The organism is Paenibacillus sp. PK1-4R (assembly GCF_030369595.1).
In the GTDB taxonomy this organism is placed as follows: Bacteria; Bacillota; Bacilli; order Paenibacillales; family Paenibacillaceae; genus Paenibacillus.
This window is the reverse complement of sequence record NZ_CP126535.1, coordinates 6,221,250-6,234,221: the sequence shown is the minus strand read 5'-3', so window position 1 is coordinate 6,234,221 and position 12,972 is coordinate 6,221,250. Positions and strand designations below refer to the sequence as shown.

Genomic DNA, 12,972 nt, shown 5'->3' with positions numbered 1-12,972 from the left:
ATAACCAGAGTCGTATAATAATACACAAATATGCATATAAGCGACGGAATTGCTGTGTTCGGGCCTCATTCATGCAAGGGCATAGCACAAGTAGCGCATACATCGAGATTGGGGGAGCGAGAGTGAATAACAAATTAAAAGTAGCAATCGTCGGTTCCACCGGCTACGGCGGGGTGGAACTGATTCGTTTTTTCCAGAACCATCCGCAGGTTGAAATCACATCGGTGATCTCATCATCGAGCAGTGGTGAGTCCATCGCAGATGGATTTCCGCATTTGACGGGCGTGATTCACAGGCCACTCGACGGTGTAGATCCGGCTGAAATTGCGAGTCGTGCGGATCTGGTATTCACAGCGACCCCGTCCGGCGTAAGTGCAAAGCTCGTACCAAGCTTGCTGGCAGCAGGCCTTAAGGTCATTGACCTGTCTGGCGATTTCAGACTCAAAGATGGAACAGTGTACGAAGAGTGGTACAAACATCCGGCTCCTTCAGCTGATTTGCTGGAACAAGCGGTATACGGCATGGCTGAAGTGTATGGCGAAGAAGTGAAGGGGCAGAATTTTATATCGAACCCGGGCTGTTATCCAACGGCTACACTTCTTGGACTGATCCCTGCAGTAGAGGCAGGTTGGATTGATCCTTCTACTATTATTATTGATGCCAAATCAGGCGTATCCGGAGCGGGACGCGGAACAAGTCTGACCAACCATTATGCAGAGATGAATGAAAATTTCAAAGCCTATAAACTGAACAAACACCAACATATTCCCGAGATTGAACAAGTGCTTGGTGATATAACAGGAACGCCTGTTACGGTCACTTTCACAACACATCTGGTGCCAATGACACGTGGAATCATGAGTACGATGTATGCAAAACTCATTGGGGAACACAGCGACCGGGAGATCGTAGATTTGTATCGTAAATATTATGAGAACAGACCTTTTGTACGTGTACGTGAACCGGGCATCTGGCCTTCGACCAAAGAAGTGTACGGATCCAACTATTGTGATATCGGATTTGCGGTGGATCCTCGCACAGGGCGTTTGACGATTATTTCGGTCATCGACAACCTGGTGAAGGGTGCATCCGGGCAAGCAATTCAAAATATGAACCTGATGATGGGATGGGAGGAGAACCTCGGGCTGAACATGACACCGGTATATCCATAAGGGATTGGAATTCAGGAGGAGCACTTGAACATTCGGTGTAAAAGTGCTCTCTCAGAGTCTTCTAGGGAGAACGGATCAGGTTAGGCAGGCGGATCATCGGCATATAGCTGAACGCATACGGGGGATATGATATGGGAACGAATGTGGAGCAACAGAACTTTACCGTGGTTGAGAACGGAACAATTGTAACCCCTGGGGGATTCACTGCTGGTGGACTTCACTGCGGATTGAAAAAGACATCTCGCAATGACATCGGAGCGATCCGATGTGATGTACCTGCTACAGCTGCTGCTGTATACACAACGAACGTGTTTCAGGCCGCACCACTCAAAGTAACGCGCGAAAGTTTGAGCAACGGACGCCTTCAAGCTGTTATCGTTAACAGTGGTAATGCCAATGCATGTACAGGGCAACAAGGTGAAGAAGATGCTTATGCGATGCGTTCGGCCGCTGCGCGGGAGCTGGGTGTGGCAGAAGAGGATGTGGCTGTGGCATCCACAGGTGTCATTGGGGAATTGCTCAAGATGGATGCAGTACATTCAGGAATTACTGGACTTCCAGCACATATGGGCAAAGAGTCTAATGAGGCGGAACAATTTTCACAAGCGATTCTGACAACGGATTTGGTGAAAAAGGAAGCTTGCGTCTCCGTTCTGGTTAACGGTAAGACGGTTACAATTGCGGGAGCCGCCAAAGGCTCGGGTATGATTCATCCGAATATGGCGACAATGCTCGCTTTCATGACCTCCGACGCGGTCATTGGTGCAGAAGCGTTGCAGCGCCTGCTGCGCCAGGCAACGAATCACACATTTAACATGATTACCGTCGATGGAGATACAAGCACAAACGACATGCTGGTAGCCATGTCCAGTGGATATGCAGGCAATGAAGAGCTGAGCACAGAGCATCCGGATTGGGAAGCTTTTGCAGCCGGTTTCACCTATGTATGCCAAGTGTTGGCCAAAGCCATTGCTCGTGATGGTGAAGGAGCAACAAAACTGGTCGAGGTAGAAGTTACAGGTGCAGTAAGTGATGAATCCGCACAGGCAATTGCCAAAACTGTCATCGGGTCCAGTCTGGTGAAATCCGCCATGTTTGGCGCTGATGCTAACTGGGGACGGATTATTGCAGCCGTAGGGCGTGCAGGACAGCCGGTAAACCCGGATACGGTGGATATTCGTTTGGGAGAGATCTCGGTACTTGCACAGTCCCGTCCAGTCGTGTTTGACGAAGAATTGGCCTTGGCCTATTTGCAGACCGATACAGTTCGGATTGTGGTGGATTTGCACCACGGCGAAGGAACAGCAACAGCCTGGGGCTGTGACCTGACGTATGACTACGTCCGAATTAACGCCGCATACCGCACGTAATAAGCCTTTGGGATAAAGGTTTTGCGAAACAGCTGTCTTCTATTGTGAAGCTGTTTCGTGAGATGTTTCAAAAATTTATCAATGAAATTTAAACTTGTTGTTTGGTGTTGGACATATAGCGATAGTAATGGAGAAGACGGAATTGATTCTGCAGAAGCGGAGCGGTCGCCTTTGTCTCCGGGTGTTCCCCCTATATAGGGATAATTCAAGAAACCTGGAGACAACAGCGATCGAAAGAACAATCCGAATTCGGAATGGCCTCCTACCAGCCTTTGTCACCTTATAAAAGTGTTATATTTTTTTGAATATAATTTTTACTATGATAGGAGCTTGCCCTCATGAATTCAACAATGCCAAACAAGAGTACCGCAACGGAAGCGAGCACAGAGAAACAGATGTTTGTCATGAAATGTGGAGGCAGCACGCTGGCAGCATTGCCCGAGTCTTTCTTTGCGGATCTGCGTGATTTGCAGTCTCAGGGTACACAGCCAGTCATCGTGCATGGCGGAGGTCCTGCGATCTCGGATAACCTGGCGAAGCTTGGTATCGAAACCGAATTCGTTAATGGCCTGCGCAAAACGACTGAACCTGTGCTGGACGTAGTGGAGATGGTACTCGCTGGAAGTATCAACAAACAGATCGTGCGTTTGATTCAACGTGTGGGCGGTCGTGCACTAGGCTTGTCTGGCGTGGACGGGGGTCTGATCCAGGCTAAACCTGTTACAAACCACGCAGAGATCGGTTGGGTAGGCGATGTCACTGGTGTGAACGCAGAGATTATCCAAGGAATTGTGAACATGGGATACATGCCGGTTATCGCACCAGTTGGTGTAGATGCAACTGGACAACGCTACAACATCAACGCAGATACAGCTGCGGGTGCAGTGGCGTCTCATCTTGGCGTAAGTCGGATGATTGTCGTGACTGACGTTCCTGGCATCATGAAGAACGTAGGGGGCGAGAAAAAAGTACTGCCATCCGTATCTGTACAAGAGATTGAGGACATGATCCAGACCGGAGAAATCTATGGCGGCATGATTCCCAAAGTGCGTGCAGCTATCGCTTGTATCCATGGTCAAGTACGTGAGGTCATCATCGTAGACGGCAGCGAACCTCAAATCCTGAGCCGAGTGCTCGGCGGAGAAATCATCGGAACAAGAATCATCCGTATGCAATAATTTGCTCTCGAAGTGCTAGGGTCTTACTAGCCTTATATTATATAAAAAAATATGTGCACGATTTTTTTGTGAATCTGGGCATAACGCGATAACGGAAGAGTGCAGAGCCAATCTGAAGAAAAGACGCAAGAACGGAGAGGACAGAAATAACCTGAAGAAGCGAAGCGTGCGCCTTTATCCCCGGAGTTCAACCTTTAGAAAATTAATCAAAGAAATCCGGGGATAACAGCGATCGGAAGGTTGTTCTGTCATCGAAGTGGAAGTATGCATACGTTCGGAAGATGGACTGCAATCGAAGTGGTCTAGTGTTATGTTTATTCACCTTAGGCGTGCACCAACCAATAAGGAGTGATATGGTCATGGCAAAAGGCAACGAACAGCCAGGTTCTGGCACAGCGGTAGCGGGCGCAACAGCAACAGGTGCAGCAGCACAGACGGAAAGCTCGCTTTTCCAAACGTATGCGCGTTATCCAATCAGTCTGGTTAAAGGTAAAGGCAGCTGGTTGTGGGACGACCAGGGCAACCGCTATCTCGATTTCATGTGTGGCCTCGCTGTAACTAGCCTGGGCCATGCACCGGAGAAAGTTGGAGCCAAGCTGAAAGCTCAGATTGATGAGCTGTGGCATGTGTCCAACCTGTTCCAGATTCCAGGCCAGGAGAAGGCAGCAGCATTGCTGACAGCCAATACATGCGCTGATGCAGTGTTCTTCTGTAACAGTGGTGCCGAAGCGAACGAAGCGGCTATTAAGGTAGCCCGTCGTTATCACCAGAAGGTGAAAGGCACAGATCGCTATGAAGTGATTACATTTGCCCAATCCTTCCATGGACGGACGCTTGCAACACTGACAGCAACCGGACAGGATAAGGTGAAAGAAGGATTTTTGCCATTGCCAGCCGGATTTGTAACCGTACCTTTGCATGATATTCCTGCACTGGAAGCGGCAATTGGACCCAACACTGCAGCTATTATGCTGGAAATGGTTCAAGCCGAAGGTGGTGTATATCCGGTCGAACCGGAATTCGTCAAACATGTACGGAGATTGTGTGACGAGCATGGGTTGCTTCTGATTGTCGATGAAGTACAAACAGGAATGGGACGTACGGGTAAACTGTTCGCGCACGAACATTATGGCATTGAGCCAGACGTGTTCACCGTTGCCAAAGGTATCGGCAGTGGTTTCCCTGTAGGCGCAATGCTGGGTAAAGGCTTCTTGCGGGATGCGTTCACGCCAGGAAGTCATGCAACGACATTTGGCGGAACACCACTTGCTTCATCCGTTGTGATTGCTACAATCGAAACGATGCTTGAAGATCGCTTGCCAGAGCGTGCAGCGGAGATGGGTGAATACCTGATGAGCTCCCTGCGGAATCGTTTGGCGGGCAATTCCTTTGTGAAGGAAGTACGTGGCTTGGGATTGTTGGTCGGTATTGAATGTGCTGAGCCGGTAGGTGATATTGTGCTTGCTGGGCAAAAACGCGGTATCTTGTTCGTCTCTGCAGGACCAAATGTGATTCGTTTGCTTCCGAACCTGTATGTGAGCAAAGAAGAGATCGACGAGGCCGTATCGCTGGTAGGCACATTGATCGAAGAGCACGTAGCGGCGAAAGCCTAATATAAAAATGAGAACCTTTCTGTCTCGGGGCCATTACCGGCCTCGAAGCAGAATGAGATGATGAATCCCTGTAGCCGCGCGGTGAACTTGCAGAAGGTGGAAATGAATAAAATTGAGAAGCACCAAGACACAGTGTCAACGTTGCTCTCTCTTCTGCCCATGCGGGTGCAGGGAACCGGAAATAAGGAGGACATTATACATGACAGCACAACAGACGGAAAAGGTTCAAAAGATTGATCTGAGAGGCCGGGATTTTATCGAATTCACGGACTACACAGCAGAGGAAATTCGTTATCTGCTTGATCTCGCGATTGAGATTAAAGGCAAGCAAAAAAGCGGTGTACCTTTTCAACCGTTGAAAGGTAAAACGATCGGACTTATTTTTGAAAAATCATCCACACGTACGCGTGTATCCTTTGAAGTAGGCATGTTCCAATTGGGCGGACACGCACTCTTCCTGAGCAAAAATGATATCCAACTGGGGCGCGGGGAAACAACACATGATACAGCCAAAGTATTGTCCCGTTACCTGGACGGCATCATGATCCGTACCTTTGGACACCATAATGTAACTGAACTGGCAGAGCATGCGGATGTGCCGGTCATTAACGGACTGAGCGATGCAGCGCATCCTTGTCAGGTACTGGCAGACTTCCAAACGGTGCTGGAGCACAAAGGTAAGCTGGCAGGTCTGAAAATGGCTTACATCGGAGATGGCAACAACATGGCACACTCCCTGATGCTCGGTGCAGCGAAGATGGGAATGCATGTTGCTGTAGCAACGCCAGAAGGCTATGAGCCGGATAGCGCAGTTGTGGAGCAGGCACGCATTATCGCACAGGAGAGCGGTTCTGAAGTGACTGTAACCTACAGTGCACAAGAAGCAGCCAAAGATGCAGATATCGTGTACACGGATGTATGGGCAAGTATGGGCTTTGAAGAAGAGCAGAAGATTCGGGAGCAGGCATTTGCGGCATATCAAGTAGACGAGGAACTGATGAAAGGCGCGAAGCCGGACTACATGTTCTTGCATTGTCTGCCAGCACACCGCGGCGAAGAAGTGAGTGCCGGTGTAATTGACGGACCGAACTCCCTGATCTTTGATCAGGCGGAGAATCGCTTGCATGCACAGAAAGCATTAATGGCTGCGTTAATGAGCGAATAGCTGCTATTTCATTGAATGGGTTGATTTTAGGCGCAGATTTCGCGATGATAGATTCATCTATAATGTACTTTAAAAAGTTAATTAAATAAGAAGCATACACAAACACGGAGAGACAGAAAAAGCCTGAAGAAGCGAAGCGTGCACCTGAAAGCTTTCTGAAAGAAAGCTGCATCGGAAGCATAGGCTATCCCCGGATTTTACCCTTTATCATAAAGGGATGAAAAAATCTGGGGATAACAGTGATCGGAAGGGTTTTCTGGCTTGTAGGATTCAGTGTATGAAGGCTCTGTTTAACTTAACTGATCTTGGGGAGGACCATTGAACATGGCTAAGGAAAAAATTGTACTCGCATATTCAGGCGGGTTGGACACATCTGTAATATTGAAATGGTTGAAAGAAACGTATGATGCTGAGATTATTGCATTCACAGCGGATATTGGACAAAAGGATGAATTGGACGGTTTGGAGGAAAAAGCACTGGCAACAGGCGCTTCCAAAGTATACATCGACGATCTGCGCGATGAATTCGCAAAAGATTTCATCTATCCGATGTTCCAGGCGGGTGCCCTCTATGAAGGACAATACCTGCTTGGTACAAGTATCGCTCGCCCACTGATCGCTAAACGTATGGTGGACATCGCTCGTGCAGAAGGGGCTACGGCCATCGCTCACGGCGCTACAGGTAAAGGAAATGACCAAGTTCGCTTTGAGTTGAACGCGGCTGCGCTGACACCAGACATTAACGTAATTGCACCTTGGCGTCTGGAAGAATTCCGTAACCAGTTCCCGGGACGTGCCGAGATGATTGCTTACGCTGAGAAACATGGTATTCCGGTAACCGCATCTGCAGCTAAACCATACTCCACAGACCGTAACTTGCTGCATATCAGCTATGAGAGCGGTGTGCTCGAAGATCCTTGGTTCGATCCAAGCGCGGACGAGAACAAAGACATGTTCTTGCTGAGCAGTGCACCTGAAGATGCACCAGATCAAGCGGAATATGTTGAACTGGAATTCGAACAAGGTGACTGTGTCGCGCTGAACGGTGAGCGCCTGAGCCCGCTGCAAGTGATGGAGCAACTGAACGAGCTGGGTGGTAAACATGGTATTGGCCGTGTAGATATGGTTGAGAACCGTTTTGTGGGTATGAAGAGCCGTGGCGTGTACGAAACACCAGGTGGAACGATCTTGTTCACCGCACATCGCAAAATGGAATCCATCACGATGGACCGTGAAGTGATGAACCTGCGTGATAGCCTGATCACACGTTACAGCACACTCGTTTACAACGGTTTCTGGTTTGCACCGGAACGTCTGGCGCTGCAAGCGCTGGTGACTGAAAGCCAGAAGAACGTAACAGGTACGGTTCGTGTGAAACTGTACAAAGGCAACATCATCGGCGCAGGTGTGAAAAGTCCTGTCAGCCTCTACAATCCGGACATCGCAACGATGGAAGCTGATCCAACGCAAGCCTACGATCAAGGTGATGCAACAGGTTTCATCCGCCTGAATGCACTGCGTTTGAAAGTAAACTCCGGCGTGGAGCAAAACAAAAACTAATTTCAACCTGCACAATAAAGCTACACCAATATAAATGACAAGGCAGGCCGTTCTTGCACATCTGGCAGGAGCGGCTTTGTCCATGAGCGAAAGGGGAGTACTCACTGTGAGCAAGCTGTGGGGAGGACGTTTCACAAAACAAACCAATCATTTGGTTGAGGAATATACGGCATCGATCAATTTTGACAAGGCTTTGGCTGAGGAAGACATTCAGGGCAGTCTGGCCCATGTGACGATGCTGGGCAAATGCGGTATTCTTCCGGCGGAAGATGTAGAGACGATCAAAGAAGGGCTGATCACCGTTTTGCACAAAATCCGTGCAGGTGAAGTGGAATTCTCCGTATCGGACGAAGACATCCACATGAATATTGAGAAAAACCTGATCGAGACGATTGGCCCTGTAGGCGGCAAATTACATACAGGCCGTAGCCGGAACGATCAAGTTGCAACAGATATGCACTTGTACCTGCGTGAGCGCGTGGTCGGATTTGTGGGCATGCTGCATTCCTTGCAGGAAGCACTGATTGGACAAGCAAAAGATAACCTCGATACAATTGTACCGGGTTATACGCATCTTCAACGGGCACAGCCAATTCTGTTCGCCCATCACCTGATGGCGTATGTATCCATGTTCCAACGGGATGCGGAGCGTCTGATGGACAGCTACAAACGCATTAACATCCTGCCACTGGGCGCAGGTGCGCTCGCGGGCACAACATTCCCGATTGACCGTCATTTTGTGGCGGAACAACTGGGCTTCGACGGCGTGTACGAGAACAGTCTGGACGCAGTAAGCGACCGTGACTTCATCGTTGAGTTTCTTGCGGCAGCTTCGCTGATCATGACTCACTTGTCCCGTCTGAGTGAAGAGTTGGTGCTGTGGAGCAGCACAGAGTTTGGATTCGTTGAACTGGACGATGCATTCTGCACAGGCAGCAGCATCATGCCTCAGAAGAAAAATCCGGACGTTCCTGAACTCGTTCGTGGTAAAACAGGACGTGTATACGGCAACCTGATCGGCTTGCTGACAGTATTGAAATCTCTTCCACTGGCATACAACAAAGACATGCAGGAAGACAAAGAAGGCATGTTTGATACAGTAGCGACGCTGGAGGGCGCACTGCAACTGTTTGCTCCAATGATCGCAACAATGACAGTGAACAAGGATCGGATGCGTCAAGCGGTCAACCAGGATTTCTCCAACGCTACGGATATTGCCGACTTCCTCGTGGGTGAAGGCTTGCCTTTCCGTCAGGCGCATGAAGTGATTGGTAAAACGGTGCTGTACTGCATCCAGAACAGCAAGTATTTGCTGGATCTGACGATTGATGAATTCCGTCAGTTCTCACCACTGTTTGATGACCGGATCTATGATGTGCTGCAACCGGAAGCGGTTGTGAACGCTCGTAATGTTTACGGCGGAACAGCTTCGGGTCAAGTCGCTGAAGCCATCGGACGCAGTGAAAAGGTACTTGAGATCACCGAGCAATGGATTACGAACCGCGGTTAATACCACCGCTAATATAAGGTACCCTTACAGATACGACAGTACAATAAAAAAAGCAGGCCAGAGAACTTTGTTCTCAGCGGCCTGCTTTTTGTGTTATACAGCGATATGCTTTAAATATATTCAATTCAACTGCGAATGGAAGGAAGGTTGTTCTGTCATCGGAGTACCAGCCTTCTTTATCCTCAGTAGCTCCCAATGATCCACTAATCGCGCTTGGGCAAAGGCAACCATTTCAATACATCCTGGATCTTGGCATCCCAGTAGCCCCACTCATGTTCACCAGGCCCTTCCTCGTATGTCAATGCGAAGTTCGTTTGTTCACAGGCATGACGGAAGGTTTGATTATCCTCATACAGGAAATCTTCCGTTCCGCAACATTGGTAGAGCAAAGGTCGAGGACTTTCGCTAGATTGATTTTCTTTTAACAGATGGATCAGATCGTTCTCTGTACCTGTCACCTCTGGTCCGAAAATACGTTGTAACTCAGTCTGTTGCAATGCTGAGGATGCGTTTCTATCCATATGTGCAGACATATCGAGTGCTCCAGACAAACTTGCAGCTGCAGCGTATTGATCTGGTTTACGAAGGGCCAGCTTGAACGCGCCATAACCACCCATAGATAAACCAGCAACGAAATTGTCCTCCCGTTGATCTGACAATGGGAAGAAAGAACGAGCAAGTGCCGGCAGTTCTTCACTGATAAAGCTCCAATAACGTCCGCCTTCTACCATATCTGTATAGAAGCTACGATGTACCTGTGGCATAACAACGGCGATCCCGAGGTTGGCCACATAACGTTCGATCGATGTGCGACGCAGCCAGATGGAATCATCATCAGACAGACCGTGCAGCAGGTATAGGGTTGGGTGCAGTCCTTTGCCGGTCACATTCTCCATACCGATCTGATTGTGGGTTTGTTGCGGCAGAATGACATGCATGCTGGTGCTAAGCCCGAGCGTATCTGAGTAAAAATCACATTTAATAAGTGCCATAAGTGTAAGAGACCCCTTTCATAAGTTCGTTAACCACGTGTTCTGACATGAGACGATGGGATGGAAATCGGATGCCTAAGCCTCCAAAGTGTTTATATGTAACAGGTTATACGCATTACTCTTCCATTGCAATAACAAGATCTACAGTAGAAAACAAAGAATTTCACACCAGTGGTCAATATGGAAGTATGTAATTGGATTATCGATTTTTAACGCACTTTACAACGTAACAATGTTATGTTACACTCGTTTCAATAAAAAGGGGGACCATATATGACGGATGATTTGATCTCCAAGAAAGAATTGTTGGACCTGACAGGAATCTCATACGGCCAGTTGTACCGCTGGAAGCGGAAAAATCTCATTCCGGAAGAATGGTTCATTCGGAAATCGTCCTACACCGGACAAGAGACCTTTTTTCCCAAACAACAGATTTTACTGCGCATTGACAAGATTCTCAATATGAAAGACGGATTATCGCTGGATGAACTGGCAGACGTGTTCTCACCTACATTGGGTGAAGTGGAGATGTCTGCACAGCTACTATTAGAGCGAAACATTGTTTCACAAATCTCGCTGGATCTGTTGAAAGAAGCAGGTCGGGAACAATCGCTGTATGCTTTGGAGCAGATTATGATGCTCTACGTCCTTGATAAGCTGTTAATGAGCGGAGATATTACTCGGCAAGAGGGTGCTTTGCTGATCGAAGTGATGTCCGAACATTATTATCGTTTTACAGGCAAACCCAGCGAACTCGTGCTTATTCGTAAGATGGGTGTTCCTTCATTCATGCTGGTAACAGCAGGAACGGAGTTTTATTTTGACAATGGTGTGAAGGTGGTTCTTAGGAAGCCGATGGGAACATTTATGGAAGAACTAAAACTCAAATTGGGATAAGGAGAGGATCATCTATGGAAGAGCGGAATAAGCGGAATGATCTGAATGTGGCGGGCATAAGTCAAACGGCAGGCGGGAATTTTCACCGTGTATCTATTGATGGCATGGCTAAGGTGAACGGCAACCTGGACTGCACCTCTATGGAAGTGAATGGAACATTGAAGATGCACGGCGCTTTGAGCTCCGAGAGTGTAACGATTAACGGCATGTGTACGTTGAATGGCCCTTTGACCAGTTCTCGTGTTCGGGTGGATGGCTTAACTACGATTAACGGAGATCTCCATAGCCCTGAGCTTGAAGTGAACGGAAAGTGTACCGTACGTGGAAGAGTGGATGGGGAACGAATTGATATTGGCGGTGTGATCGATATTGAAGGGGATGTCCAATGTGAGTCCCTGAATGTACGGGGCAATATTAAGATCAGCGGCTTACTGAATGCGGGAACAGTGGAGATCAGGCTGCATACATCTTCTTCGGCTAAAGAGATTGGCGGAGAGCGTATCGATATTCGTCGCAAGGAACAACAGAATGGATTTTGGAAAAGTATTGGTCTGGGCGGGACCCCTTCATTTAAGACTTCCTTAATTGAGGGTGATGAGATTGTGCTGGAAGATACTGAAGCTGATATTGTTCGGGGGAGTAACATTTTTATCGGTCGCGGCTGTAACATCAGGCTGGTCGAGTATTCGGGTGAACTTGAGATAGATCAGGATGCCAAGGTGGGCAGCAGTCAGCAAATTTAAAGTTTGGATATGGAGAGAAAGGGATGGGATCGAAATGAATAACAATCCTGGGCGTTCATTGGACAAAAAAATGGATATCAGCATCGTTGGTGATGGCAGTTCTTCTGGTGGCGTGTACGGCAAGATCAAGGTCGTAGGGGACGCGTCCTTTAACGACAATCTATCTTGTGATCGATTCAAATGTACGGGTACATCGGTCATATACGGATCGCTTGAATCCACAGATATTAAAATTACCGGCACCCTTACTCTGACAGAGCGAGAGGCCAGCAACGATGTTGAGGATGGAATCCAGGTATCTGGCCTGCATGCCAAAGCTGAGCATATAAAAGTTGTCGGTGAACTTCATCTGTCAGGGGATTGTCAGGCAGAAAATATCAAGCTGAACGGACGATTGACGATAGCAGGGATGCTCAGCGCTGAACACATGACACTCAAAATCATGGGTCCTTCAGAGGTGAAGGAAATGGGCGGTTCCATCATCTCGGTGAAGAGTGGGCGGTTGAATGACTTGTTTACGGGGAATAAATCAATTCTTAAAGCACAGATTATCGAAGGTGACGACATTGAATTAGAGAATACGGAGGCCGAGATTGTCCGTGGCGATAAAATAAAAATCGGTCCTGGCTGCCGGATTGGTACAGTGGAATACCGTTCATCTCTGCAAATTCATCCGCAATCGGAAGTTTTGCTGCAAAGCAATCGGTCCTTGGACTGATTAACGAAAACTTCTTTTCGGATATACTAATGCAGTCATATGAATAGAGCGTGA

General features: G+C 48.2%; 11 protein-coding genes. 10 read left to right on the top strand and 1 reads right to left on the bottom strand.

Going from position 1 to position 12,972, the window contains the following annotated elements:
- The first annotated feature begins 122 nt into the window (after positions 1-122).
- The 7 genes from argC to argH all read left to right on the top strand — a co-directional run bounded on the left by argC (position 123) and on the right by argH (position 9,568).
- Positions 123-1,172, top strand: a complete 1,050-nt coding sequence (gene argC, locus QNO02_RS27165; RefSeq protein ID WP_091036394.1) for an N-acetyl-gamma-glutamyl-phosphate reductase — start codon at positions 123-125, stop codon at positions 1,170-1,172.
- A gap of 131 nt (positions 1,173-1,303) precedes the next feature.
- The gene (argJ, locus tag QNO02_RS27160) at positions 1,304-2,542 is read left to right on the top strand and encodes a bifunctional glutamate N-acetyltransferase/amino-acid acetyltransferase ArgJ (protein ID WP_289390478.1); all 1,239 of its coding nucleotides are present in this window, start codon (positions 1,304-1,306) and stop codon (positions 2,540-2,542) included.
- A gap of 338 nt (positions 2,543-2,880) precedes the next feature.
- Complete coding sequence (gene argB / locus QNO02_RS27155; RefSeq protein ID WP_289390477.1) at positions 2,881-3,720, top strand: acetylglutamate kinase; 840 nt, start codon at positions 2,881-2,883, stop codon at positions 3,718-3,720.
- Between the two features lie 359 nt (positions 3,721-4,079).
- Positions 4,080-5,333 carry an aspartate aminotransferase family protein gene (locus QNO02_RS27150; RefSeq protein WP_289390476.1) on the top strand — a complete coding sequence of 418 codons (1,254 nt, stop codon included), beginning with the start codon at positions 4,080-4,082 and terminating at the stop codon, positions 5,331-5,333.
- 199 nt (positions 5,334-5,532) lie between these two features.
- The gene (argF, locus tag QNO02_RS27145; protein WP_017692003.1) at positions 5,533-6,498 is read left to right on the top strand and encodes an ornithine carbamoyltransferase; all 966 of its coding nucleotides are present in this window, start codon (positions 5,533-5,535) and stop codon (positions 6,496-6,498) included.
- Between the two features lie 324 nt (positions 6,499-6,822).
- Complete coding sequence (locus QNO02_RS27140; protein WP_017692004.1) at positions 6,823-8,058, top strand: argininosuccinate synthase; 1,236 nt, start codon at positions 6,823-6,825, stop codon at positions 8,056-8,058.
- 106 nt (positions 8,059-8,164) lie between these two features.
- Entirely contained in the window at positions 8,165-9,568 is a 1,404-nt protein-coding gene (argH, locus tag QNO02_RS27135; RefSeq protein ID WP_036612430.1) for an argininosuccinate lyase, read from the top strand.
- Between the two features lie 203 nt (positions 9,569-9,771).
- On the opposite strand, the gene QNO02_RS27130 is transcribed toward argH, so the two are convergent.
- Positions 9,772-10,560 (bottom strand): alpha/beta hydrolase, encoded by a 789-nt coding sequence (locus QNO02_RS27130; RefSeq protein WP_289390475.1) that lies wholly within the window; start codon positions 10,558-10,560, stop codon positions 9,772-9,774.
- Between the two features lie 273 nt (positions 10,561-10,833).
- Here QNO02_RS27130 and QNO02_RS27125 point away from each other — a divergent pair, with 273 nt between their 5' ends.
- The 3 genes from QNO02_RS27125 to QNO02_RS27115 are packed head-to-tail and all read left to right on the top strand — an operon-like array spanning position 10,834 to position 12,918.
- On the top strand, positions 10,834-11,457 hold the full coding sequence (locus QNO02_RS27125) for a YhbD family protein (RefSeq protein ID WP_133386062.1): 624 nt from the start codon (positions 10,834-10,836) through the stop codon (positions 11,455-11,457).
- Between the two features lie 14 nt (positions 11,458-11,471).
- Complete coding sequence (locus tag QNO02_RS27120) at positions 11,472-12,200, top strand: polymer-forming cytoskeletal protein (RefSeq protein ID WP_091036410.1); 729 nt, start codon at positions 11,472-11,474, stop codon at positions 12,198-12,200.
- A 34-nt stretch (positions 12,201-12,234) separates the two neighbouring features.
- Complete coding sequence (locus tag QNO02_RS27115) at positions 12,235-12,918, top strand: hypothetical protein (RefSeq protein ID WP_289390474.1); 684 nt, start codon at positions 12,235-12,237, stop codon at positions 12,916-12,918.
- Positions 12,919-12,972: the final 54 nt, after the last annotated feature.

Excerpts from the sequence above, each read along its gene's own strand:
- argJ (WP_289390478.1), top strand. The coding sequence starts at position 1,304 with ATGGGAACGAATGTGGAGCAACAGAACTTTACCGTGGTTGAGAACGGA.
- QNO02_RS27115 (WP_289390474.1), top strand. The coding sequence starts at position 12,235 with ATGAATAACAATCCTGGGCGTTCATTGGACAAAAAAATGGATATCAGC.
- argF (WP_017692003.1), top strand. The coding sequence starts at position 5,533 with ATGACAGCACAACAGACGGAAAAGGTTCAAAAGATTGATCTGAGAGGC.
- QNO02_RS27130 (WP_289390475.1), bottom strand. The coding sequence starts at position 10,560 with ATGGCACTTATTAAATGTGATTTTTACTCAGATACGCTCGGGCTTAGC.
- QNO02_RS27125 (WP_133386062.1), top strand. The coding sequence starts at position 10,834 with ATGACGGATGATTTGATCTCCAAGAAAGAATTGTTGGACCTGACAGGA.
- argB (WP_289390477.1), top strand. The coding sequence starts at position 2,881 with ATGAATTCAACAATGCCAAACAAGAGTACCGCAACGGAAGCGAGCACA.
- QNO02_RS27140 (WP_017692004.1), top strand. The coding sequence starts at position 6,823 with ATGGCTAAGGAAAAAATTGTACTCGCATATTCAGGCGGGTTGGACACA.
- QNO02_RS27120 (WP_091036410.1), top strand. The coding sequence starts at position 11,472 with ATGGAAGAGCGGAATAAGCGGAATGATCTGAATGTGGCGGGCATAAGT.
- QNO02_RS27150 (WP_289390476.1), top strand. The coding sequence starts at position 4,080 with ATGGCAAAAGGCAACGAACAGCCAGGTTCTGGCACAGCGGTAGCGGGC.